At 67.4% G+C, this 22,154-nt stretch carries 19 protein-coding genes; 10 read left to right on the top strand and 9 right to left on the bottom strand.

The annotated features are described in order from the left end of the window. The first annotated feature begins 139 nt into the window (after positions 1-139). Together pepN and DSHI_RS06240 are read left to right on the top strand one after the other, a co-directional pair. On the top strand, positions 140-2,695 hold the full coding sequence (gene pepN / locus DSHI_RS06245) for an aminopeptidase N (protein WP_012177895.1): 2,556 nt from the start codon (positions 140-142) through the stop codon (positions 2,693-2,695). Between the two features lie 25 nt (positions 2,696-2,720). After that, positions 2,721-3,464 carry an SDR family oxidoreductase gene (locus DSHI_RS06240; protein WP_012177894.1) on the top strand — a complete coding sequence of 248 codons (744 nt, stop codon included), beginning with the start codon at positions 2,721-2,723 and terminating at the stop codon, positions 3,462-3,464. Positions 3,465-3,794: 330 nt separating this feature from the next. On the opposite strand, the gene DSHI_RS06235 is transcribed toward DSHI_RS06240, so the two are convergent. Beyond that, the gene (locus DSHI_RS06235) at positions 3,795-5,201 is read right to left on the bottom strand and encodes a helix-turn-helix domain-containing protein (protein WP_012177893.1); all 1,407 of its coding nucleotides are present in this window, start codon (positions 5,199-5,201) and stop codon (positions 3,795-3,797) included. Between the two features lie 167 nt (positions 5,202-5,368). Here DSHI_RS06235 and DSHI_RS06230 point away from each other — a divergent pair, with 167 nt between their 5' ends. The 5 genes from DSHI_RS06230 to DSHI_RS06210 all read left to right on the top strand — a co-directional run bounded on the left by DSHI_RS06230 (position 5,369) and on the right by DSHI_RS06210 (position 11,169). Next, positions 5,369-6,355 carry a tripartite tricarboxylate transporter substrate binding protein gene (locus tag DSHI_RS06230; RefSeq protein WP_012177892.1) on the top strand — a complete coding sequence of 329 codons (987 nt, stop codon included), beginning with the start codon at positions 5,369-5,371 and terminating at the stop codon, positions 6,353-6,355. Positions 6,356-6,438: 83 nt separating this feature from the next. Next, the gene (locus tag DSHI_RS06225) at positions 6,439-6,924 is read left to right on the top strand and encodes a tripartite tricarboxylate transporter TctB family protein (RefSeq protein WP_012177891.1); all 486 of its coding nucleotides are present in this window, start codon (positions 6,439-6,441) and stop codon (positions 6,922-6,924) included. 12 nt (positions 6,925-6,936) lie between these two features. Continuing rightward, positions 6,937-8,451 carry a tripartite tricarboxylate transporter permease gene (locus tag DSHI_RS06220; RefSeq protein ID WP_012177890.1) on the top strand — a complete coding sequence of 505 codons (1,515 nt, stop codon included), beginning with the start codon at positions 6,937-6,939 and terminating at the stop codon, positions 8,449-8,451. Positions 8,452-8,547: 96 nt separating this feature from the next. Beyond that, positions 8,548-10,089: an acyl--CoA ligase gene (locus tag DSHI_RS06215; RefSeq protein WP_012177889.1), complete on the top strand. Its 1,542-nt coding sequence runs from the start codon at positions 8,548-8,550 to the stop codon at positions 10,087-10,089. Positions 10,090-10,191: 102 nt separating this feature from the next. Beyond that, positions 10,192-11,169 carry a 2-dehydropantoate 2-reductase gene (locus DSHI_RS06210; protein ID WP_012177888.1) on the top strand — a complete coding sequence of 326 codons (978 nt, stop codon included), beginning with the start codon at positions 10,192-10,194 and terminating at the stop codon, positions 11,167-11,169. 98 nt (positions 11,170-11,267) lie between these two features. Here DSHI_RS06210 and DSHI_RS06205 read toward each other — a convergent pair whose 3' ends face one another. The 8 genes from DSHI_RS06205 to DSHI_RS06170 form a co-directional block, all read right to left on the bottom strand. Further along, positions 11,268-12,080: an XdhC family protein gene (locus DSHI_RS06205; protein ID WP_012177887.1), complete on the bottom strand. Its 813-nt coding sequence runs from the start codon at positions 12,078-12,080 to the stop codon at positions 11,268-11,270. After that, positions 12,080-13,258 carry a vWA domain-containing protein gene (locus tag DSHI_RS06200; RefSeq protein ID WP_012177886.1) on the bottom strand — a complete coding sequence of 393 codons (1,179 nt, stop codon included), beginning with the start codon at positions 13,256-13,258 and terminating at the stop codon, positions 12,080-12,082. The genes DSHI_RS06205 and DSHI_RS06200 overlap by 1 nt, the downstream gene beginning before the upstream one ends. Then, positions 13,255-14,133: an AAA family ATPase gene (locus tag DSHI_RS06195; RefSeq protein ID WP_044027655.1), complete on the bottom strand. Its 879-nt coding sequence runs from the start codon at positions 14,131-14,133 to the stop codon at positions 13,255-13,257. Before DSHI_RS06195 ends, DSHI_RS06200 begins: the two co-directional genes overlap by 4 nt. Before the next feature lie 71 nt (positions 14,134-14,204). Beyond that, positions 14,205-16,625, bottom strand: a complete 2,421-nt coding sequence (locus DSHI_RS06190; RefSeq protein ID WP_012177884.1) for an aerobic carbon-monoxide dehydrogenase large subunit — start codon at positions 16,623-16,625, stop codon at positions 14,205-14,207. After that, the gene (locus tag DSHI_RS06185; protein ID WP_012177883.1) at positions 16,622-17,113 is read right to left on the bottom strand and encodes a (2Fe-2S)-binding protein; all 492 of its coding nucleotides are present in this window, start codon (positions 17,111-17,113) and stop codon (positions 16,622-16,624) included. The genes DSHI_RS06190 and DSHI_RS06185 overlap by 4 nt, the downstream gene beginning before the upstream one ends. Positions 17,114-17,125: 12 nt before the next feature. Beyond that, positions 17,126-17,980, bottom strand: coding sequence for an FAD binding domain-containing protein (locus DSHI_RS06180; protein WP_012177882.1), 855 nt, complete (start codon positions 17,978-17,980; stop codon positions 17,126-17,128). 208 nt (positions 17,981-18,188) lie between these two features. Then, positions 18,189-19,295 (bottom strand): MHYT domain-containing protein, encoded by a 1,107-nt coding sequence (locus DSHI_RS06175; protein ID WP_012177881.1) that lies wholly within the window; start codon positions 19,293-19,295, stop codon positions 18,189-18,191. A gap of 91 nt (positions 19,296-19,386) precedes the next feature. Next, complete coding sequence (locus DSHI_RS06170) at positions 19,387-19,983, bottom strand: transglycosylase SLT domain-containing protein (RefSeq protein ID WP_012177880.1); 597 nt, start codon at positions 19,981-19,983, stop codon at positions 19,387-19,389. Between the two features lie 181 nt (positions 19,984-20,164). Here DSHI_RS06170 and gatB point away from each other — a divergent pair, with 181 nt between their 5' ends. From gatB to DSHI_RS22965, 3 genes are read left to right on the top strand one after another with little or no spacing between them, the layout of a single operon-like run. After that, entirely contained in the window at positions 20,165-21,682 is a 1,518-nt protein-coding gene (gatB, locus tag DSHI_RS06165; protein WP_012177879.1) for an Asp-tRNA(Asn)/Glu-tRNA(Gln) amidotransferase subunit GatB, read from the top strand. 7 nt (positions 21,683-21,689) lie between these two features. Continuing rightward, entirely contained in the window at positions 21,690-21,938 is a 249-nt protein-coding gene (locus DSHI_RS06160; protein WP_012177878.1) for a hypothetical protein, read from the top strand. Continuing rightward, a complete protein-coding gene (locus DSHI_RS22965; protein WP_274580503.1) occupies positions 21,935-22,060 on the top strand; it encodes a hypothetical protein in 126 nt (41 codons plus the stop codon). The genes DSHI_RS06160 and DSHI_RS22965 overlap by 4 nt, the downstream gene beginning before the upstream one ends. Positions 22,061-22,154: the final 94 nt, after the last annotated feature.

Below are 22,154 nucleotides of genomic sequence, written 5' to 3'. Positions count from 1 at the left end.
CCCGGCGCGCGAAATCACACCGCCCAAACCTCCCCATCACCCTCGGAAATCCCGAATCCGCACCTGCACGGCCCGCCTGCCTCTGGCCATTCCCCGCGAAACCTCGCAGTCTGCTGCCAAATCCACACGAGGATCCCCCATGCGCGACGCTGCCCCCCAGACCATCCGCCTTGCCGACTACACCCCCTACCCGTTCCGCATCGACCATGTGGAGCTGATCTTCAGCCTCGCCCCCACGGCAACCCGGGTACTCTCGACGCTCAAGGTGACACCCCTGCAACCGGGCACGGACATGCGGCTCGACGGCGAGGACCTGCTGCTGATCCGCGCGGCGATCGACGGCGCGCCGGTCTCCGTGACCCCCGACGCCACGGGCCTGACCGTGCCCGCCGCCCTGCTGCCCGATGGCCCCTTCACCTGGGAATGCGAGGTCCAGATCGCGCCGGCCGAGAACACCGCCCTCGAAGGCCTCTACATGTCCAAGGGCATGTATTGCACCCAGTGCGAGGCCGAGGGCTTCCGCAAGATCACCTACTATCCCGACCGCCCGGACGTCATGGCCCCCTTCGACGTGCGCATCCTGGCGGCCGAGGACGGCTCCACCCCGGTGCTGCTGTCCAACGGCAACCCCACCGGCCACGGCCGCTGGACCGACCCCTGGCCCAAACCCGCCTACCTGTTTGCCCTGGTGGCCGGCGACCTCGTGTCGGTGGACGACAGCTTCACCACCCGGTCGGGCCGCGACATCGCGCTCAGGATCTGGGTCCGCCCAGGCGACGAGGGCAAATGCGCCTACGCCATGGATGCGCTCAAACGCTCCATGCGCTGGGACGAAACCGAATACGGCCGCGAATACGACCTCGACATCTTCCAGATCGTCGCCGTGGACGACTTCAACATGGGCGCGATGGAGAACAAGGGGCTGAACATCTTCAACTCCAAATATGTGCTCGCCTCGCCCGAGACCGCCACCGACCGCGACTACGAGCTGATCGAGGGCATCATCGCGCATGAATACTTCCACAACTGGACCGGCAACCGCATCACCTGCCGCGACTGGTTCCAGCTCTGCCTCAAGGAAGGGCTGACCGTCTTCCGGGACCAGCAGTTCTCCGGCGACATGCGCTCCCACGCGGTCAAGCGGATCGACGACGTGCTGATGCTGCGCGCCCGCCAGTTCCGCGAGGATGCAGGCCCGCTGGCCCACCCCGTGCGCCCCGAGGAATATATCGAGATCAACAACTTCTACACCGCCACGGTCTACGAAAAAGGAGCCGAGGTGATCGGCATGCTGCGCACTCTCATCGGGCCGGAGGCGTATCGCAAAGGCTGCGACCTCTATTTCGACCGCCACGATGGGCAGGCCTGCACGATCGAGGACTGGATCGCGGTGTTCGAGGACGCCACGGGGCGCGACCTGAGCCAGTTCAAGCTGTGGTATTCCCAGGCCGGAACTCCGCGCCTCGACGTGGCCGAGGCCTTCTCGGACGGCACCTACACCCTCACCCTGCGGCAAGAAACCCCCGATACCCCCGGCCAGACCGACAAGGCGCCCCAGGTGATCCCGGTCACGGTCGGGCTGCTGGGACGCGACGGGCGCGAACGCGCCCCCTCCACCACGCTGGAGCTGACCGAGCGCACCCAATCCTTCCGCTTCGACGATCTGCCGGAGCGGCCCGTCCCGTCCCTCCTGCGCGGCTTCTCCGCCCCGGTGATCCTGCGCCACGAGGTCAGCCGCGACGACCAGCTCCTGCTGCTGGCCCATGACACCGACCCGTTCAACAAATGGGAGGCCGGGCGCAGCCTGGCCAAATCCACCCTGATCGCCATGGTAACCGAGGACACCGCGCCCTCCGAGGCCTTCCTCGATGCGCTCACCACCGTGGCCGGAGACGGCAGCCTCGATCCCGCCTTCCGGGCGCTGGCCCTGGCGCTGCCGTCCGAAGACGATCTCGCCCAGACCCTCCATGCCAGCGGCGTGACCCCGGACCCCGACGCGATCCACGCCGCGCGCCAATCCCTGACCCGCGCCTTCGCCGCCCATGCCGAGCCGACCCTGTCGGCGCTCTACGACACCATGGCCGTGCCCGGCCCCTATACCCCCGACGCCAAGGCCGCGGGCCGACGCGCCCTGCGCGGCACCGCCCTGCGCCTGCTGTCCGAGCGCGACAATGGCGACCGGGCACGGGCGCAGTTCCTGTCGGCCGACAACATGACCGAACAGCTGGCAGCCTTCTCGGCGCTTTTGATCATCGGCCAGGGCAGCGCCGCCGTGGGCACCTTCTACGAGCAGTGGCACGAGGACCGGCTGGTGATGGACAAGTGGTTCGCGCTACAGGTGTCTCTCGCCCCGCCCGAGAAAGCCGTGCGCGCCTGCAAGGCGCTCGCGGCGCATGCGGATTTCGACTGGAAGAACCCCAATCGTTTTCGCAGCACCCTCGGCGCGCTGACCATGAACGCCGCCGGGTTCCACAATCCCAGCGGCGAGGGCTATGAGTTGCTGGCGGACTGGCTGATCCGGCTCGACCCGGTCAACCCGCAGACCGCCGCGCGCATGACCACCGCCTTCGACAGCTGGCGGCGCTACGACACCAACCGCCAACGGCTGATCAAGATGGAGCTGGAGCGTATTGCAGCGACCCCGGGGCTCTCCCGGGACGTGACCGAAATGGTCGGCCGCATCCTCGCGGCCTGACCCGACCCAGCGGACCGGAGGCCCCATGTCCACCCTGCTCATCACCGGCGCGAGTGCCGGCATCGGGGCCGCCTGTGCCCGGCTGGCCGCACGCCCCGGCCTGCATCTCGCCCTGCACTACAACCGCGACGCCGCCGGGGCGCAGGCCGTGGCCGAGGCGGCCCGCGCCGAGGGGGCCGGGACCACCTGCCTGCAGGCGGATCTGGGCGACCCGGATCAGATCGACGCGCTCTTTGCCCGGCTGGACGCCGACTGCCCGCCCCTGACGGGGCTGATCAACAACGCGGGCATCGTCGATGTCACCGCCCGCGTGGACGAGATGGATGCCGCCCGCCTGAGCCGGATGTTCCAGGTCAATGTCATCGGTGCGATCCTCGTGGCCGGGTCGGCGGTGGGGCGCATGTCCACCCGCCATGGCGGGACCGGCGGCGCGATCGTGAATGTCTCGTCCGCCGCCGCCCGCCTTGGGTCCCCGGGCCAATACGTGGATTATGCCGCCTCCAAGGGCGCGATCGACACCTTCACCCGCGGCCTTGCGCTGGAGGTCGCGGGCGAAGGTCTTCGCGTGAACGCCGTGCGCCCCGGCATCATCGAGACCGGGATCCACGCCAGGGGCGGCCTGCCCGACCGCGCCCGGGATCTCGCGCCCACGGTCCCGCTCGCGCGCCCGGGCACGCCCGAAGAGGTCGCCCGCGCGATCCTCCACCTGCTGTCGGACGAGGCGAGCTACACCACCGGCGCCATCCTCGACATCTCCGGCGGTCGGTGATCCAGCGGCGCGCGCTGCGCGCGCATACCTGCGGCCCATGCCGGGCCGATGCTGAAGGGGGGCGCTGCCCCCGCCGCGCTGCGCGCGTCTCCCCCGGAGTATTTTCGCACAAATGAAGTCAGGGGCGTTGGCGCAGAAACGAGTTAAGATCTCGTGACGGCAACGTACGGTGAACCCCTTGAGAACATGGGACAAAAACCTTCCCCGCGGGGAAGGTTTTCCGCCGCGCAGCGGCGCCGGGCCCAACGCTGGGCAAGGCCCCGCAGGGGGCGCGGGCCGGGGGCGGGAGCGCCACGAATCGTCTTTTTCGGAGAAGCCTCGGTCCGAAGATCAGCTTTCGTAGCGAGTGTTCCCGCGCCGGTTGGTGTCGAGCGGCAGATCCATGTGGAGCGGCTGGTGAGCGCGCTGGGAACAGCTCTGGCGCGGGCACATCTGGCAATTGATCCCGATCTTGCTGAACAGCCCCTTTTCGCTGACCCGGTAGGGCGCGGCATAGCCGATCCGGTCCGCATGGCTCATCTCGCAGCCGAGCGCGACCGCGAGGCGGCGCTCCTGCGTGTCGCGGCTGAAGACCGGGCGATCGGTGGTCCGGCTGATGGTGAAGAAACGTTCCCCGTCGGGAAGCTCCACGAATTGCGGCAGGATCACGCCGGGCGAGGTGAAGGTGTTGTGGATGTTCCAGACCGGGCAGGCCCCGCCATATTCGGCCAGGTGGAACGAGGTCGAGTTGAACCGTTTCGACACATTGCCCGCCTTGTCGATCCGCAGAAAGAAGAACGGCACCCCCTTCGCCCCGTCGCGCTGCAGGGTGGTCAGCCGGTGGCAGACCTGCTCGAACGAGACCGAGAAGGCCGCCGAAATCCGGTCCACGTCGTAGCGTGTCGTCTCGGCCAGCGACAGGATCTCGTCATAGGGCATCAGCAGGGCGGCGGCGAAGTAGTTGGCCAGCTCCACCCGGCAGCGCCCCAGCCCCGAGCCCTCCTGCAGCCCCGCCCCCGCGGTCAGGCTGTCGAACACGTCGGGGAACTCGACCAGGCCCAGGACATGGGCCAGCTGGAAGATGCGGTTGGGATGGTCCAGCGCCTCGGAGATCCGCAGCACCTTGCGGCGTGCATCATAGACCCGCAGGCTGTCTGGCATGTCATGGACACGCTCCAGGGTCACGGTGATCCCGTGCAGGGTGGCGAGCCGCGTCTTGAGGTCGCCATAGATGTCGTCGGGGCGACCCGGCATCTCGGCGCGCACAGCCTCGGCGGCGCATTCCAGCTCGTCGAAATGGTTGCGATGGTTGCGGAAGAAGTCGTGGATGATCGTCTCGGGCGAGGTCGCGGTCAGGTCCGGCAGCACCCCGCTGGAGCCCATGCGCATCACCTTTTCAAGCGTGCTGCGATGGGCCTGGTGGAGCTGCAGCAGCCGCGAGACCAGCTTGGGCGCGTGATCCAGGGCCGCGCGCAACTCGGTCAGGTCCGGGGCGGCATCTGTGAAGACCGGGTCCTGCATGGCATGGCGCAGGTCGGTCAGCTGCGTGGCCGCGTCGTCCTTCACCAGGTCGCGCCAGTCCACGTTGTAGGTCTCGGTCAGCGCCATGAGCATCTGCACCGACAGGCTGCGCTGGTTGTTCTCCAGCAGGTTCACATAGGCCGGCGACACCCCGAGGGCCTGGGCCATCTCGGCCTGGGTCTGTTTGCGTTCCCGCCGCAGGGCCCGGAGCCTGGGCCCCACCAGTGTCTTGCGCATGGCAAACCTTACAAGTTTACAAATTTCCGACCTGTTATTTCGACATATAACATACCAACCCGAAATCCAGTGAAATCTCGTCCCAAGCGCGCCATCTAGTGCCCCACGCCGCAGCCGGGGTCTTCCGGAACACGGCTGACCCAAGGATGTCACCAGGGAGGAACATGATGACACTGAACTTTACCCGCCGCGTCGCACTGACGATCGCAACTGCCGCTGCCACCTCGATCGCGCTGCCCGCCTTCGCAGACGACGACTGGAAGCCGAACAAGCCGATCGAGATGGTGATCATGGCCGGTCAAGGGGGCGGCGCGGACCGTCTCGCGCGTCTGTTCCAGTCGATCATCCAGAAGGAAAACCTCGCCTCCATGCCGGTGCTGCCGGTCAACAAGGGCGGCGGCTCCGGCGCCGAGGCGCTGCGCTACCTCAAGGACAAGGAAGGCGACTCCCATGTCATCATGGCGACGCTGAACAGCTACTACACCACCCCGATCCGCACCGACATCGGTGTCGACATCGAAGAGTTCACCCCGCTGGCACGCATGGCGCTCGACACCTTCGTGCTCTGGGTCAACGCCGACAGCGACATCTACACCCTCGAAGACTACGTGGCGGCGGTGAATGCCTCCGGCGGCGCGTGGAAGATGGGCGGCACCGGCACCGGGCAGGAAGACAGCCTCGTGACCGCGATGCTGGAGAAGGAATTCGGTATCAAGCACACCTATGTGCCCTTCAACGGCGGCGGCACAGTCGCCAAGAACCTGGTGGGCGGGCATATCGACAGCACCGTCAACAACCCGTCCGAGGCGATGGGCTTCTGGCAGGCGGGCAAGGTGCGCCCGATCGCGGCCTTCACGCCCGAGCGCCTGGCCGTCTTCCCGGACGTGCCCACGGCGACCGAACTGGGCCATGAGAGCCTGGTCTACTGGATGCAGCGCTCCTTCGTCGGGCCCAAGGACATGCCGGCAGAGGCCGTGGCCTATTACACCGCCATGTTCGAGGGCCTCGCCCAGACCGAGGAATGGCAGACCTACACCCAGGAGAAGGCCCTGATGGCCGACTTCCTGACCGGGGATGCCCTGCAGGCGTACTTCCTGGAAGAGCGCGACAAGCACGCTGCGATCCTGCAGGAAATGGAAGGCACCGGTTCCTGATCCCCTACGCCGGTCACGAAACGCGGGCCGCATTTCCGGCCCGCGTTTCTCACGAACAGAACAGCTGAATCGAGGGGTTGGGGATGCTGAAAGCCGAGAGCGTCATCGCGATGGGTCTGATGGGCCTGTCTGTCTATTTCATGTACCACGCACTGGTCCTGCCGATCGGCTGGGTCGAATTCGCGGGCCCGGGCGGCGGGGCGTTTCCGTTCTGGCTCTCGGGGATCATGCTGCTGGCGTCGGGGGCGATCCTGATCCGCTCCCTGCGCAGCGCCGCACCATCCGAACCCTTCTTCGACCCCGACACCCGCCGCGCGGTCCTGTCGGTCTGCATCGCCCTGGTGGTCACCATCGCCCTGCTGCCCATCGTCGGCGCCTACGTGGCGATCCCCCTCTTCATGATCTGGTATCTCGCGATCTATGGCGGGCACGGCTGGAAGCTGACGGCGATTCTGTCGGTTTCGGTGCCCACCTTCCTGTTCTTCTTCTTCGAGGTCACGCTCAAGATCCTGCTGCCCAAGGGGATCACAGAGCCACTCTTCATCCCGCTCTACGCGATCTTCTTCTGAAGGCCCCCGGATATGGATATCTTCCCGCTTCTGGCTGAAGGCTTTGCCACATCGCTCTCGCCGCTCAACATCTTCATCGTCCTGATCGGGGTCACGGTCGGGCTCTTCATCGGGGCCATGCCGGGCCTCGGGTCGGTCAACGGGGTCGCCATCGTGCTGCCCCTGACCTTCGTGGTCCCGCCCGCCTCGGCGATCATCCTGCTCTGCGCCATTTACTACGGCGCGATGTACGGGGGCGCGGTCAGCTCGATCCTGCTGGGGATACCCGGCGCGTCCACTGCCGTGGCCACCACCTTCGACGGGCGGCCCATGGCGCAGAAGGGCGAGGCGGGCCTGGCGCTGATCGCGGCGGCCGTGGCGTCCTTCATCGGGGGGACGATCTCGGTCATCCTGTTCACCGCCTTCGCCATCCCACTGGCGGATCTCGCGCTCGCCTTCGGACCAGCGGAGGAATTCGCCCTCGTGCTGCTGGCCTTCACCACCTTCGTGGGGCTGGGCGGCGATGACGCGCTGAAAACCATCGTGATGATCTGCCTTGGCCTCGTGCTCAGCACCGTGGGGCTCGACCTGATCTCGGGCCAGCCGCGGCTGATCTTCGGCGACCTGCCGGGGTTTTATTCGGGCATTTCCTTTCTGGTGCTGGCCATCGGGGTCTACGGGATCGGCGAGATCCTCTATACCATTGAAACCTCGAAGAAATCGCCAACGGTCACGGCGGCCAAGATCACGTTTTCCGAGCTGGGCGCGGGCCTGCGCCGGATGAACAAGCTGTGGAAGACCATGTCCATGGGATCCTTCCTCGGCTTCTTCGTCGGCATGCTGCCCGCCGCCGGGGCCACGCCCGCGGCGCTCATGGCCTACGGGATCGCGCGCACCACGTCGAAGAAGTCCGAGAATTTCGGCAAGGGCGAGATCGAGGGCGTCGCCGCCCCCGAGACCGCGAACAACGCCGCCTCCACCGGATCGCTGCTGCCGATGCTGACGCTGGGCATTCCCGGCTCGCCCACCACGGCGCTGCTGCTCGGGGGCATGGTGATGTGGGGGCTGGTGCCTGGTCCGATGCTGTTCATCGAGCAGCCGGATTTCGTCTGGGGCATGATCTCTTCGCTCTATACGGCCAATGTGGCGGCGGTGCTGATCAACCTGGCACTCATACCACTCTTTGTCTGGGCCTTGCGGATGCCGTTCACGGTGCTCTGCTCGGTGGTCGTGGTGCTCTGCATCGTGGGCGGCTTCGCGCCCTCCCAGAAGATCCACGATGTCTGGCTGATCGCGGCCTTCGGCATCCTGGGCTACATCCTGCGCAAGGCGGATTACCCGCTGGCCCCGCTGGTTCTGGCCCTGGTGCTCGGCCCGCTGATGGAGAAGAGCTTCCGTCAGAGCCTGGTGATGGAGCAGGGCAACGTGTTCGTGTTCGTCGAGCGTCCTCTTTCGGCCACCTTCATGGTGCTGGCCCTGATCTTCTTCCTGCTTCCGCTTTTGAAGTACCTAAAGAAACCGGCTAAGAAGCCCGTGGCGGTCAAGTAACCGCGACACAGTTCGGCCGGACCCGGGGGAGCGGGTCCGCGCCATGCCATCGCAAAAACGACGACAAGACCCAAGGAAAGACGAGGGGAGACCACCATGGCCCAGACAGTCTCTGAGCTGATTGCCACTCATCCGGATGCAGCACCCGCCATCGGCGCCCCGGACCGGGGCTGGCTCGATTATGCCGGGCTGCGCGCCCAGACCGAGGCGACCCGGGCCGCGCTGCATGCCGCCGGTGTCGGGCGCGGCGACCGGGTGGCGATCGTGCTGCCCAACGGGCCGGAGATGGCGTCGGCCTTCGTGACAATCACGCAGGTGGCCACGACCGCGCCGCTGAACCCGGCCTATCGGCAGGAAGAGTATGAATTCTACCTCAGCGACCTGAACGCCAAGGCCATCGTGCTGGCCGAGGGCTATGACGGCCCGGCGCTGGCCGCGGCGCAGACCACGGGCCTGACCGTGCTGCGGCTGTCCTTCGATCCGGCGCGGCCCGCGGGCACCTTCACCCTGACCGCCGAAGCCAGCGCGGGCGAGGCAGATACCGCCGCCCCGGAGGCCGGCGATGTGGCGCTGATCCTGCACACCTCGGGCACCACCTCGCGGCCCAAGATCGTCCCGCTGTTGCAGTCGAACGTGGCGGCCTCGGCGGCCAATATCCGCGCCTCGCTGGACCTGACGGCCGCGGACCGCTGCATGAACGTCATGCCGCTCTTCCATATCCACGGGCTGATCGCAGCCGTGTCCGCGTCGCTCGAGGCGGGCGCGTCGATCTGGTGCACCCCGGGCTTCAACGCGCTTGCGTTCTTCGGCCAGCTCGATGATTGCAAGCCCAGCTGGTACACCGCAGTGCCGACCATGCACCAGGCGATCCTGACCCGGGCGGGCCGCAACGCGGAGATCATCGCGCGCGCGAACCTGCGCTTCCTGCGGTCCTCCTCGGCGTCCTTGCCGCCGCCGGTGATGGCCGAGTTGGAGAAGACCTTCGGCGCGCCGGTGATCGAGGGCTACGGGATGACCGAGGCCGCGCACCAGATGTGCTCCAACCCGCTGGGCTTCGACACGCAGAAGCCCGGCTCCGTCGGCGTGCCCGCCGGTCCACAGGTCCGCATCGCCCACGAGGCCGAGGACCGGCTGATCGACAGTTCCGAGATCGGAGAGGTCGTCATCTCTGGCCCGAACGTCACCCCGGGCTACGAGGGCAACCCGGAGGCCAACGCCAAGAGTTTCTTCGAGGCCGAGGGCGCGCGCTGGTTCCGCACCGGCGACCAGGGGGCGTTCGACGCAGATGGCTACCTGTCCCTGACCGGGCGGCTGAAGGAGATCATCAACCGCGGCGGCGAAAAGGTCAGCCCGCTGGAGGTGGACGCGATCCTGCTGGACCATGCCGAGATCGCGCAGGTCGTCACCTTCGCCCTGCCCCACCCCAAGCTCGGCGAGGAGGTCGCGGCGGCCGTGGTGCTGACCGAAGGGTCCACAATGACCGAGCGCGATATCCGCGATTTCGCCGCCTCGCGGCTTGCGGATTTCAAGGTGCCGCGCAAAGTGGTGATCCTGGACGAGCTGCCCAAGGGCGCCACGGGCAAGATCCAGCGCATCGGCATGGCCGAGAAGCTGGGCCTGATCGAGCAGGCCGCCTGATCTGACCTCTACGCCGGGGGCACCTTCGGGACGCCTCCGGCGGGAGTATTTGTGCACAAAAGAAGAAGGACGCGCGCCGGGGTGCGTGCGTGGGGAAAATCAATGAAAATCTGTGTGTTCGGCGCCGGGGCGATCGGCGGCTATATGGGCGTGAAACTGGCGCAGGCGGGGGCGGATGTGAGCCTCGTGGCGCGCGGCCCGCATCTGGCGGCGATGAAGGCAAACGGGCTGACGCTGATCGAGGAGGGCGACCAGCGCACCAACGTGGCGGTCACCGCGTCGGACAATCCCGAGGATCTGGGGCCGCAGGATTACGTGATCGTCACACTCAAGGCCCATTCGGTCCCGCCCGTGGTGCCGAAGATGCAGCCGCTGATCGGGCCGGACACCACCATCGTTTCTGGCGTGAACGGGGTGCCCTGGTGGTATTTCCACAAGATCGGCACCGAGCTGGAGGGCACGCGGCTGGAGAGTGTCGATCCGGGCAATGCCCAATGGGACGGGTTCGGCCCGGACCGGGTGCTGGGCTGCGTGGTCTATCCGGCCGCCGAGGTGATCGAGCCGGGGGTGATCAACCATATCGAGGGCAACCGGTTCTCGCTGGGCGAGCCCGACGGGTCGAAATCCGAACGCGCCATGGCGCTCTCGAAGGCGCTCTCGGCGGCGGGGCTGAAGGCGCCTGTGCGCCCGCGCCTGCGCGACGAGATCTGGGTGAAGCTCTGGGGGAACCTGTCGTTCAACCCAATCTCGGCGCTGACTCATGCCACGCTCGACGTGCTGTGCACCGACCCGGGCACCCGCGCCGTGGCACGCGGCATGATGCTGGAGGCGCAGGAGATCGCGGAAAAGCTGGGCGTGAAGTTCCCCATCGACGTGGAGAAGCGCATCGATGGCGGCGCCGCCGTGGGGGCGCACCGCACGTCGATGTGGCAGGACCTTGACCAGGGGCGGCCGATGGAGATCGACGCGCTGGTGGGCTCGGTCCAGGAGTTGGGCCGTCTGACCGACACGCCCACGCCGACCATCGACACGGTGCTGGCGCTGGTGGCCCTGCGCGGCAGGACCGCCGGGCTCTACTGACGCCGGGGCTCAGCAGCAGGGAAACTTGATCCGGCTCAGCACCTCGGCCTGGGCCGGGTTGGGCCGGAGCCTGCAGAGCAGTCGTCATACCCAGCCGGTCATGGCGCGTCCCGTTGCGCACTGCGCCGGGTGGCGACGATTTCCGCCAGGATCGACAGGGCGATTTCCTCGGGCGTGATCGCCTTGATGTCGAGCCCCGCGGGGGCCTTCACCCGGTCCAGCGCCTCCGGCGGCACCCCGTCCGCCGCCAGCCGGGAGCGCAGGGTGGCGAATTTCCGGCGCGAGCCGACGAAGGCGACATAAGCCCCGCCCGCCGACAGGGCCGCGCGCAGGGCCGCCTCGTCCCCCTTGCCTTGGGTCGCCACCACCAGAAACCGGGCCGCGTCAGCGCAGGTGTCGAAAGCGTAGCTGTCGGACAGGCGCACGCCCGCCGGGGCATCGGCCGCCGCGAGGCCCGGCGCGGCGAGCGCCAGGTCGAAATCGAACCCGGCCCCGAGCCGCGCGAGCGCTTGCGCCACCGGGCCGCCGCCGCAGATCTGCAGCACCGGGCGGGGCAGAACCGGTTCGATGAACACATCCATCGACCCCTTGGACGGGCAGCCGTTGCGGGCAAAGCGGATGCCTGCGCGCTCCTCCCCCGGGGCGACGCCTTCGGCCTCCAGCACCTCTTCGGGGCGCAGGGACAGAAAGCGCGTCGCGCCATCGGCCACGGCCTCCCGCGCGGCGCGGCCCACGGCGGCGCGGATGCACCCACCCCCGACCCAGCCCGCGAGGATCTCGCCCTCGGCGGAGATCAGCGCCTTGGCCCCGGGTTTGGCCGAGGTCGCCTCCAGCGTGCGCACCACGGTCGCCACGGCAAAGGCGCGGCCTTCGGCGCGCAGCGCCTCCATGTCGCGGTCCAACGGGTCCATCACACCCCTCCCAATTCGGTTTCCAGTGCGGCGAGATCCGCCAAGGTCGCGGCCGGGTGGAACAGGTCGAGATGGGGCATCGCCGCCGCCATCGCACCCGCCACCGGTGCGTAGTCTTTCCATGATTTCAGCGGGTTGAGCCAGATCACCTTGCACCCCCGTTTTTTCAGCCGGGCCAGGGCCGCCCCGGTATCGCCCGCCTCGGCGGTGTCGTAGCCATCCGACAGGATCAGCACCACCGTGCGCCCGTCGACGAAGCGGCGGGCATAGGTGGCGGCGAACTGCTCCAGCGCCGCGCCGATTTTCGAGCCGCCCCCGAACCCGTCCGCAAGCAGGCTCAGCCGGTTGAGCGCCCGGATCGGGTCGTCATCGCGCAGGGCCTGGGTGATGCGCACGAGCCGCGTGTGAAAGAGATACGCATCCGAGGCCGGATCGGCCCGCATCAGCCCCGCAAGGAAGGCGAGGAACACGCGGGCATAGAGGGTCATGGAGCCGGAGACATCGCAAAGTGCCACGATCTTCACTGGCCGGTCGGGGCGGTGGCGGCGCGCCAGCCGCAGGGGCTCGCCCCCGGTGGCCAGGGCCCGGCGCAGGGTGCGGCGCATGTCGACCCCCTGCCCCTTCGCGGCGGCCTTGCGGCGGCGGGAGCGGCGGTCGCGCAGGGCCCGGCCCAGACTTTCGGCCACCTTCTCGGCGGCGCGGATATCGGCGGCCGAGACCACGTCGCGCAGGTCTTTCTTCATCAGGTTCGCCACGGCGTAGGCGACGAGCTTGCCCTCGCCATCCGCGCCCGCCTCGCCGTCGCCCCCATCGGGGCTTTCGGCCTGTCCGCGCCCGCCCTGAGAGGCGCCCTCGGCCAGCTCGGACGAGCTGTTCTCGGGCGTCGGGACCGCCGGGCTCGGGACAGCCCTGGTGCGCACGCGCCCGCCATTGAGCCAATAGGCATCGAAGAGGGCGTCGAACTGCGCGGCTTCGGCCTGGCTGCCCGCGCAGACTGCGCGCAGGGCCGCGCGGGCCGTGTCCGGGCGGGTGCAGTCGACGCAAGCCAGCGCCTCCATCCCCAACTCGGTGGCCCCGACGCCGAGGCTCAGGCCATGGGACCGCAGATGGGCCATGAACCCGGCCATGCGCGCGGCGGGCCCGGCATCGCGGGCGGCAAAGCGGGTCGCACGGCTCACGCCGCCTTCCCCGCGAGCCGTTGGGCCACCTCGACCGACAGGGTGTCGCGGTCCTGGCGGGTTTTCAGCAGGGTGGCGAGGGTCGCGCCCAGAACCACGGGGTCGTCGTTCAGATCGGCGATGCCGAGGCCCGACAGGGCGGCGGCGAAATCCAGCATCTCGGCGATGCCCGGTTTCTTTTCCAGGTCCTCCCGGCGCACGGCCTGCACGAAGCCGACGATCTGCGCAGCCAGCTGGTCGGCGATCTCGGGGCAGCGCGCGAGCAGGATCGACAGCTCCACCTCGCGGCTGGGATACTCGACGTAGGCGTAAACGCAGCGGCGGCGCAGCGCGTCGCTGAGATCCCGCGTGCCGTTGGCCGTCAGGATCACCGTGGGTCGCGTGACCGCGGTGAGCGTGCCCAGCTCCGGCACGGTGATCTGGAACTCCGACAGCACCTCCAGCAGATAGGCCTCGAACTCCTCATCCGCCCGGTCGATCTCGTCGATCAGTAGCACCGGCGCGCGGTCCTGCCGGATCGCCGCCAGCAGGGGCCGTTCGAGCAGGTAGTCTTCGGAGAATACCCGCGTCTCCGCCGCCCGCGCGCTCTCGCCGTCCTCGGCGGCGGCGCGAATGGCCAGCAACTGCCGCGGGTAGTTCCATTCATAGATCGCGTGGGAGGCATCGAGCCCCTCGTAGCATTGCAGCCGGATCAGCCGCGTATCCTCGACCGCCGCAAGCACGCGGGCGACCTCGGTCTTGCCGACGCCTGCCGCGCCCTCGAGCAGCAATGGCCGCCCGAGCGACCGGGCGATATGCAGCGCCATGGCCAGGTCGTCGGAGGCGACATAGCCGTGCTCCGCCATCGCGGTCTGAAGAGATGTCCAGTCTGTCATTCCTTGCCTGGATGGAGGGTGAAACCCCACCCTACCCCCGAAGGTGTAGGGCGGGGTTCACCCCGCCATTCCTATCCGTGCAGGCCGAGTTGATTGGCGGTCTTCCAGATCCGCCAATGATCGTGCGGCATGTGGCTCTGCCGCAGCCCGAAGGCGCGGAAGGCATCATGCACCGCGTTCGAGAACGCCGGCACCCCGCCGACATTCGGGCTCTCGCCCACGCCCTTGGCCCCGATCGGGTGATGCGGGCTCGGGGTCTCGGTGAAGTCGGTGGTGTAGTTCGGCGTCTCCCACGCGGTCGGGATGAAGAAATCCATCAGCGTCCCGGTCTTGCAGTTGCCGATATCGTCATAGGCGATCTCCTGGCCCATGGCGATGGCGAGCGCCTCGGTCAGCCCGCCATGCACCTGCCCCTCGATGACCATCGGGTTGATCCGGGTGCCGCAATCGTCCAGCGCATAGAACTGCCGGATCTCGTGCTCGCCCGTGTCCACGTCGATCTCCATCACGCAGATATAGGCCCCGAACGGATAGGTCATGTTGGGCGGGTCATAATAGCTGACCGCCTCCAGCCCCGGCTCGACGCCCGGGATGGCCTGGTTATAGGCAGCATAGGCGATCTCCTGGATCGTCTTGAACCGCTCCGGCGCGCCCTTGACCACGAAGCGGTCCACGTCCCATTCCACGTCGTTGTCGTGGACCTCCAAGAGGTAGGCCGCGATCATCTGCGCCTTGGCCCGGATCTTGCGGCCCGCCAGCGCCGTGGCCGCCCCGGCAACCGGCGTGGAGCGGGAGCCGTAAGTGCCCAGACCGTAAGGCGCGGTGTCGGTGTCGCCTTCCTCGATGGTGATGCTGTCGGCAGGGATGCCGGTTTCCGAGGCGAGTATCTGCGCGAAGGTCGTCGCATGCCCCTGCCCCTGGCTGATCGTGCCCAGCCGCGCGACGGCGGACCCGGTGGGGTGGATGCGGATCTCGCAGCTGTCGAACATGCCCATCCCGAGGATATCGCAGTTCTTCACCGGGCCCGCGCCGACGATCTCGGTGAAATGCGTCAGGCCGATGCCGAGCAGTTTCCGCGTCTCGCCGCGCTTGAACGCCTCGACGCGCTCAGCCTGCTCGGCACGCAGGCCCTTGTAGTCCACGGCCTCCAGCGCCTTGTCCCAGGCGGTGTGGTAGTCGCCGCTGTCATATTCCCAGCCAAGCGCGCTGGTATAGGGAAACTGCTCCTTGCGGATGAAGTTGATCCGGCGCAGCTCGGCCGCGTCCATGTTCAGCTCCATGGCCAGCACCTCGATCATCCGCTCGATGAAATAGGCGGCCTCCGTCACCCGGAAGGAGCAGCGATAGGCCACGCCCCCTGGCGCCTTGTTGGTATAGACCCCGTCCACGCCGACATAGGCGACCGGAATGTCATAGGAGCCGGTGCAGATGTGGAAGAAGCCGGCGGGGAACTTGGTGGGGTCCGCGCAAGCATCGAACGCGCCATGATCCGCGGTCACATGACAATGCAGCCCGGTGATCTTGCCCTCTTTGGTCGCGCTGATCCGCCCCTTCATCCAGTAATCGCGCGCAAAGGCCGTCGCCATCAGGTTGTCCATCCGGTCCTCGATGAACTTCACCGGCTTGCCCGTGACGATGGAGGCCACGATGGAGCAGACATAGCCCGGATAGACCCCGACCTTGTTGCCGAAGCCCCCGCCGATATCGGGGCTGATCACCCGGATGTTATGCTCTTCGATCCCCGACAGCAGGCTCGCGACCGTGCGCACCACATGCGGGGCCTGGAACGTCCCCCAGAGCGTCAGCTTGCCGTTGACCTTGTCCATGGACGCCACCGACCCGCAGGTCTCCAGCGGGCACGGGTGCGTGCGGTGATAATAGACCATCTCCTCGACCACGACCTCGGCGTTTTCGATCACCTGCTCGGTGGCCGCCTTGTCGCCCTCTTCCCACAGGAAGATGTGGTTGTGATGGCGGCGGGGCCCATGGGCCCCGTCGGCCCCGGGCTCCAGATCCTCGCGCAGCACCACGTCGGATTGCAGCGCCTCGAACGGGTCCACCAGCACGGGCAGTTCCTCGTACTCGACCTCGACCAGCTCCACCGCGTCGGCGGCGATATAGCGGTCCTCGGCCACGACAAAGGCGACCTCCTGGCCCTGGAAAAGGACCTTGCCGTCGGCGAGAACCATCTGCTTGTCGCCCGCCAGCGTCGGCATCCAGTGCAGCGACAAGGGCTCCAGGTCCTTGGCGGTCAGCACCGCGACCACACCGGGCAGCGCCAGCGCCGCCTCGGCATTGATCGAGACCACGCGGGCATGGGCATAGGGCGAGCGCACGAAATCGCCGTGCAGCATCCCCGGCAGCTTGATGTCATCGACATAGTTGCCCTTGCCTTGGGTGAAGCGCGCGTCCTCAACCCGCTTGCGCGACGAGCCCAGGCCCTTGAGCTTTTCGACCCGCTCTTCGCGGGTGGGGGGGGTCATGTCATTCATTCTGCGGCCTCCTTGGCGGAGTTCATCTCGGCGGCAGCGGCCAGGATGGATTTCACGATGTTCTGGTACCCGGTGCAGCGGCAGAGGTTCCCGGCCATGCCGAAACGGACCTCTTCCTCGGTCGGGTTCGGGTTTTCCTGCAGCAATCTGTGCGCGCGGGTGATCATCCCCGGCGTGCAGTAGCCGCATTGCAGCCCGTGATGCTCCTTGAACATCCGCTGCAGCACGTGGAGGTTATCGGGATCCCCCAGCCCCTCAACCGTGGTGATCTCGGCCCCGTGGGCCTGGGCGGCGAACACGGTGCAGGCCTTGACGGACTTGCCGTCCATTTCCACCGTGCAGGCCCCGCAATGGGAGGTCTCGCAGCCCACATGGGGCCCGGTGATGTTGAGCCGCTCGCGCAGCGTGTAGATCAGCAATTCGCGCGGTTCGGCGAGCATTTCCTCGGGTTTGCCGTTCACGGTCATCTTGATGTGCATCTTGCTCATGTCTGCTCTCCCTTATGCGCGCGACCAGGCCCGGGCGATGGCCCGGCCCAGGATGACGCCCGCAACATGGCGTTTGAATTCCACCGGCCCGCGGTTGTCGGGCATCGGGTCGATGTCTTCGAGCATCGCGGTGACGGCGGCCTTGACCGCCTCCGCGTCGCAACTCGTGCCAACCAGCGCAGCGCCCGCGGCGGCGGAATACACCGGCGTGTCGCTCAGGTTGGTCATGGCGATGTCGACCTTGCCCGCGACCGTGCCGTCCTTCTCGATCAGGACGGCGGCGGCGGCGGTGGCATAATCGCCGATCTTGCGCTTCTGCTTCTCATAGGCGTAGCCCTTGGCATGGGCATCGAAGGCGATCTGGGTCAGGATTTCCTCGTCTTCACGGGTGGTGGTATAGGCCCCCTCGAAGAAGTCCCGCGCCGCAACCTCGCGGGTGCCGTCCGGCCCCATCAGGGTGAAACTCGCATCGAGCGCCTGCATCAGCCCCGGCATGTCATTGCCCGGATCGCCATTGGCGACATTGCCACCCACCGTGCCCATGTAGCGGACCTGCGGGTCGGCGATCTGCTCGGCCGCCTCGCGCAGCAGCGGCGCGGCGGAGGCCAGCGCGTCGGAGGTGATCAGCGCGTGTTGCGTGACCATGGCCCCCAGGGTCACCCGACCGCCCTCGACCCGGATCTCGCGCAGCTCGGCGATGTCCTGCAGATCGACCAGGTGTTCCACCGCGGCCATGCGCAGCTTCATCATCGGGATCAGGCTGTGCCCGCCCGCGAGGCACCGCGCCTCGTCGCCATGTTCCTGCAAAACGCTCACCGCGGACGCGAGGTCCGTCGGCCGATGGTATTCAAAGGCCGGTGGTATCATGTGGTGTTCCTCCCAACTGGCTGACCCGTCTGACGCGGGTTCATACTCGCTGAGGCTGAGCGTAGTGCGACCGCCTGCCGCAGGAGGAGGCGCAACACACCGAAAACGCGGGTCGTTTCACGAAATGCGAAATACGCGCACGAGTTGCGATGGGCGAGCCGCGCGCGATCCGGGCCCGGGTTTCAGCGATCCGTGGGGAAGGTGCGTGTCAGACGAGGCCGAGGGCCGTGCGCACGTCCTGCAGGCGCGAGCGGCTCACGGGGACTTTTTCCAGCGCGCTGCGCGCGTCGAAGAACACCACCCCGTTGTCCTTCTTGCGCTCGAACCCGGTGACATGGCCCGGATTGACGAGGTAGCTGCGATGGGCGCGGACGAACTGCCCCCGGGGCAGCCGCGCCTCGGCCTCGGAGATCGACCAGGGGCAGAAAAGCTTGCGCTCGTCCTGGTAAAGGACGGTGTAATGGCCCTCGGCCCGGATCGCCGCGACCTGGCGGCTGTCGATGAAGAATGTCCGACCATCGAGCTCATAGGGGATTTTCCGGATCTCCGCCTCCGGCGCGGGCATTTCCGCCTCAGCCCCGGGCGCCGGGGCCTGGGCGCGCGCCTCCGCCTGTGGCAGCAGGGTGACGCTGGACAACAGGAACGCACCGCAGATCACGAAGGCGATCAGCGCCACGATCAGCGCAAGCGTCGCGTTGCTGATCAACGGGCCGGCCGCCGCCGCCCCGGGCACGGCGCTGAAATCGGTGCCGAACATGGCGACGAAATGCACCGCGAAGACGGCAAAGCCGAAGCCCAGCGTGCCGAGCAGGATGTTGCGGTAGGTGCGCGCGCCATAAGCGATCCAGATCGCGCCCATGGACAGAACCACCGAGGCCACGCCCGCCTCCATCACCGCCGCGACCGAATAGCTGGGCTGGCACAAGCGCATCCCCGACATGCCGATATAATGCATCACCGGAATGCCCAACCCGACACAAAGCCCCGCCGCCGAGATCGTCAGCGCGCGGCGCGGCAGGAAATGCAGCACCAGCAACGCCACGCCGACGATCAGGATCGCCACCAGCGCCGAGATCAGGGTGATCAGCGGGTCGTAGTAGAACAGGATCGGCAGTTGCAGGCCCAGCATCGCGACGAAATGCATGGCCCAGATGCCGCCGCCCAAGGCGACAGACGCCATCGCCACCCGCGTCTTGCGCGGCCCCGCGGGCAAGGTCGAGGCGCCCTTGGTCAGGGACAGCCCGGTGAAGCCCGCCATCAGCGCAACCGCCAGGGAGGCCGCGACCAACCACGGGTTATGGGAAAAATCGAGCACCCAGCCTCCTCCCAGCGACCCTCGTGCCGATCAAAGGTAGGCCAAGCCCCGCCGGGCGTCCATCCCGATCGCAGTCAGGGGCTGCGCAGGGTTACTGGCAATAGGGTTGGGCCGAGGTCCAGCTGCGCATGGACTCGCGTTTGGGCGGGCTGAGCAGCGGCGCCCAGTCGGCCGCCACCCCGGCCCCGCCCGCCGCGATCACCCCGTCGCGCGGCACGGTCACCGCCATGATGCGGATCGCACAGGCGAGGTTCGCGGGACCGTCCAGCAACGCATTGCCCGTCGCCGCGGCACAGCCATAGCCCCGCGCGGTGGCCGGCGAGATCTGGGTCAGCCCGAACCACCGGCCACCGCCGCCCACGGCTTTTGGATTCCAGGTGCTCTCGTATTTCGCCAGCGCCGACAGGAACCCGGCCCAGAACGCTTCGCGATCCGCCCGGTCGGCGTCGAGGTAAGCCGGGCACCACTGGCGCACATCGGCAGGTGTGACCAGTGGCAGCGCCGCGCCGTGGCTCGACAGCGCATCCAGGGCCGCGCGGGTCAGCTGGTCGCTGTCGGGGCGGAAATCCCATTGTGCCACTGGCAGATCGGCGGTGCCGCCCCCGCCGTCTCGCGCCGTGCTGCCCGTGCTGCACCCTGCCAGAACACAGAGCCCAAGCCCCACAAGCGCCCCTGCCAGTTTTCGCATGTCCAAGTCCCGAACCGTTTCGTCGGGCGCAGGATTCCCCGACAAACCCGGCCCGCACCAGCCCCCAATTTCCGCACGGGCGGAAACCGGCCCATGGCGGGCCGCACGGGCGCCGCAATCCGCCTTGCCCCGCCGCCTGCCCTCCCCTAAAAACGCGGGCGGAACAGGCGGAGACGGACCCATGCTCGACCTCACATACGAGACCCCGAAACCCAAGGTCATCGCAGGCGCGCGGGAGGATTGGGAACTGGTGATCGGGCTTGAGGTGCACGCCCAGGTCGCCACCAATGCCAAGCTGTTCTCCGGCGCCTCGACCCTGTTCGGGGCGGAGCCGAATTCCAACGTCGCGTTCGTGGATGCGGGCATGCCGGGGATGCTGCCGGTGATCAACGAGGAATGCGTCGCGCAAGCGGTCCGCACGGGGCTGGGCCTGAAGGCGGCGATCAATCTGACCTCGGCCTTCGACCGCAAGAACTATTTCTATCCCGATCTGCCCCAGGGCTACCAGATCAGCCAGCTTTACCACCCCATCGTGGGCGAGGGCGAGGTGCTGGTCGAGCTGGGCGATGGTACGGCGCGCGTGGTGCGGATCGAGCGCATTCACCTGGAACAGGACGCGGGCAAGTCGATCCACGACATGGACCCGCATATGTCCTTCGTGGACCTGAACCGCACGGGCGTGGCCCTGATGGAGATCGTCTCCCGCCCCGATATCCGCGGGCCCGAAGAGGCGGCCGCCTATGTCAGCAAGCTGCGCCAGATCATGCGCTATCTCGGCACCTGCGACGGCAACATGCAAAACGGCAACCTGCGCGCGGATGTGAACGTGTCGGTCTGCCGCCCCGGGGATTACGAGAAATACCAGGCGAGCCAGGATTTCTCACATCTCGGCACGCGCTGCGAGATCAAGAACATGAACTCCCTCCGGTTCATCCAGCAAGCCATCGAATACGAGGCGCGCCGCCAGATCGCGATCATCGAGGACGGCGGCAGCGTGACCCAGGAAACCCGGCTCTACGATCCGGACAAGGGGGAGACGCGGTCCATGCGCTCCAAGGAAGAAGCGCATGATTACCGCTACTTCCCCGACCCCGACCTGCTGCCGCTGGAGATCGAGCAGGCCTGGGTCGACGATATCGCCGCCGCCCTGCCCGAGCTGCCCGACGCCAAGAAGGCGCGGTTCATCACCGAGTTCGGCCTGTCGGATTACGATGCCAGCGTCCTGACCGCCGACACCACTAATGCCGCCTATTTCGAGGCCGTGGCGGGGGAGGCAGGCGATGGCAAGCTCGCGGCGAACTGGGTGATCAACGAGCTGTTCGGGCGGCTGAAGAAGGAAGACCACGACATCACCGAAAGCCCGGTCTCGCCCGCGCAACTCGCCGGGATCATCAAGCTGATCAAGGCCGACGCGATTTCGGGCAAGATCGCCAAGGACCTGTTCGAGATCGTCTATACCGAGGGCGGCGATCCGGCCGAGATCGTCGAGGCGCGCGGGATGAAGCAGGTCACCGATACCGGTGCGATCGAGGCCGCGGTGGACGAGATCATCGCCGCCAATCCCGCCCAGGTCGCCAAGGCGCAGGAAAATCCCAAGCTCGCCGGTTGGTTCGTGGGCCAGGTGATGAAGGCCACGGGCGGCAAGGCCAACCCCAAGGCCGTGAACCAGATCGTCGCCGCCAAGCTGGCGCAGCAGTAAACGCCCCATGGGCCTGCGCCGCCCCCGCCCGCCCCGGGACGCGATCCTGGTCTATAACGAGCGTGTGAAGCTGTTCTCGACCTTCACCAACGCGCTGGCGCTGGGTCTGATCGGCTTCGCGATCCTGCGCCCGCTGACCGGGGCCGCACCGGGTATGGCGGCCTCCGCCCTGTGGTGGGGCCTCGCCGGACTGGTATTGCACGGCGTTTCGCACTATATACTAGGGTATCTGAAGAAGGAGGAGCGCGATCCATGACGCTCTATGAATTCATCATACCCGTTCTTGCCCTGGCCCTCGCGGCCGGTGGCATCGTTGTGCTGCGCCGGGAACGCCGCAGGATAGACACCCAGGTCTCACGCCAGCATCCGGCGGAGTGACGTCGTCCGGTTCGGCCGGTTCCGTTTACTTGTACTCTATAAAGGTGACGCGCCTCGGGCCGCAAACGTCGCCTTGTGTACGTCACACATCCAC

It is taken from the genome of Dinoroseobacter shibae DFL 12 = DSM 16493 (assembly GCF_000018145.1).
GTDB classification, from domain to species: Bacteria; Pseudomonadota; Alphaproteobacteria; order Rhodobacterales; family Rhodobacteraceae; genus Dinoroseobacter; species Dinoroseobacter shibae.
Note: the sequence above shows the minus strand (reverse complement) of the source record. Positions and strands in the feature narration are given on the sequence as shown.

Excerpts from the sequence above, each read along its gene's own strand:
- pepN (WP_012177895.1), top strand. The coding sequence starts at position 140 with ATGCGCGACGCTGCCCCCCAGACCATCCGCCTTGCCGACTACACCCCC.
- gatB (WP_012177879.1), top strand. The coding sequence starts at position 20,165 with ATGCTCGACCTCACATACGAGACCCCGAAACCCAAGGTCATCGCAGGC.
- DSHI_RS06235 (WP_012177893.1), bottom strand. The coding sequence starts at position 5,201 with ATGCGCAAGACACTGGTGGGGCCCAGGCTCCGGGCCCTGCGGCGGGAA.
- DSHI_RS06190 (WP_012177884.1), bottom strand. The coding sequence starts at position 16,625 with ATGAATGACATGACCCCCCCCACCCGCGAAGAGCGGGTCGAAAAGCTC.
- DSHI_RS06210 (WP_012177888.1), top strand. The coding sequence starts at position 10,192 with ATGAAAATCTGTGTGTTCGGCGCCGGGGCGATCGGCGGCTATATGGGC.
- DSHI_RS22965 (WP_274580503.1), top strand. The coding sequence starts at position 21,935 with ATGACGCTCTATGAATTCATCATACCCGTTCTTGCCCTGGCCCTCGCG.
- DSHI_RS06215 (WP_012177889.1), top strand. The coding sequence starts at position 8,548 with ATGGCCCAGACAGTCTCTGAGCTGATTGCCACTCATCCGGATGCAGCA.
- DSHI_RS06195 (WP_044027655.1), bottom strand. The coding sequence starts at position 14,133 with ATGACAGACTGGACATCTCTTCAGACCGCGATGGCGGAGCACGGCTAT.
- DSHI_RS06170 (WP_012177880.1), bottom strand. The coding sequence starts at position 19,983 with ATGCGAAAACTGGCAGGGGCGCTTGTGGGGCTTGGGCTCTGTGTTCTG.
- DSHI_RS06205 (WP_012177887.1), bottom strand. The coding sequence starts at position 12,080 with ATGGACCCGTTGGACCGCGACATGGAGGCGCTGCGCGCCGAAGGCCGC.
- DSHI_RS06185 (WP_012177883.1), bottom strand. The coding sequence starts at position 17,113 with ATGAGCAAGATGCACATCAAGATGACCGTGAACGGCAAACCCGAGGAA.
- DSHI_RS06180 (WP_012177882.1), bottom strand. The coding sequence starts at position 17,980 with ATGATACCACCGGCCTTTGAATACCATCGGCCGACGGACCTCGCGTCC.
- DSHI_RS06225 (WP_012177891.1), top strand. The coding sequence starts at position 6,439 with ATGCTGAAAGCCGAGAGCGTCATCGCGATGGGTCTGATGGGCCTGTCT.
- DSHI_RS06230 (WP_012177892.1), top strand. The coding sequence starts at position 5,369 with ATGACACTGAACTTTACCCGCCGCGTCGCACTGACGATCGCAACTGCC.
- DSHI_RS06160 (WP_012177878.1), top strand. The coding sequence starts at position 21,690 with ATGGGCCTGCGCCGCCCCCGCCCGCCCCGGGACGCGATCCTGGTCTAT.
- DSHI_RS06240 (WP_012177894.1), top strand. The coding sequence starts at position 2,721 with ATGTCCACCCTGCTCATCACCGGCGCGAGTGCCGGCATCGGGGCCGCC.
- DSHI_RS06220 (WP_012177890.1), top strand. The coding sequence starts at position 6,937 with ATGGATATCTTCCCGCTTCTGGCTGAAGGCTTTGCCACATCGCTCTCG.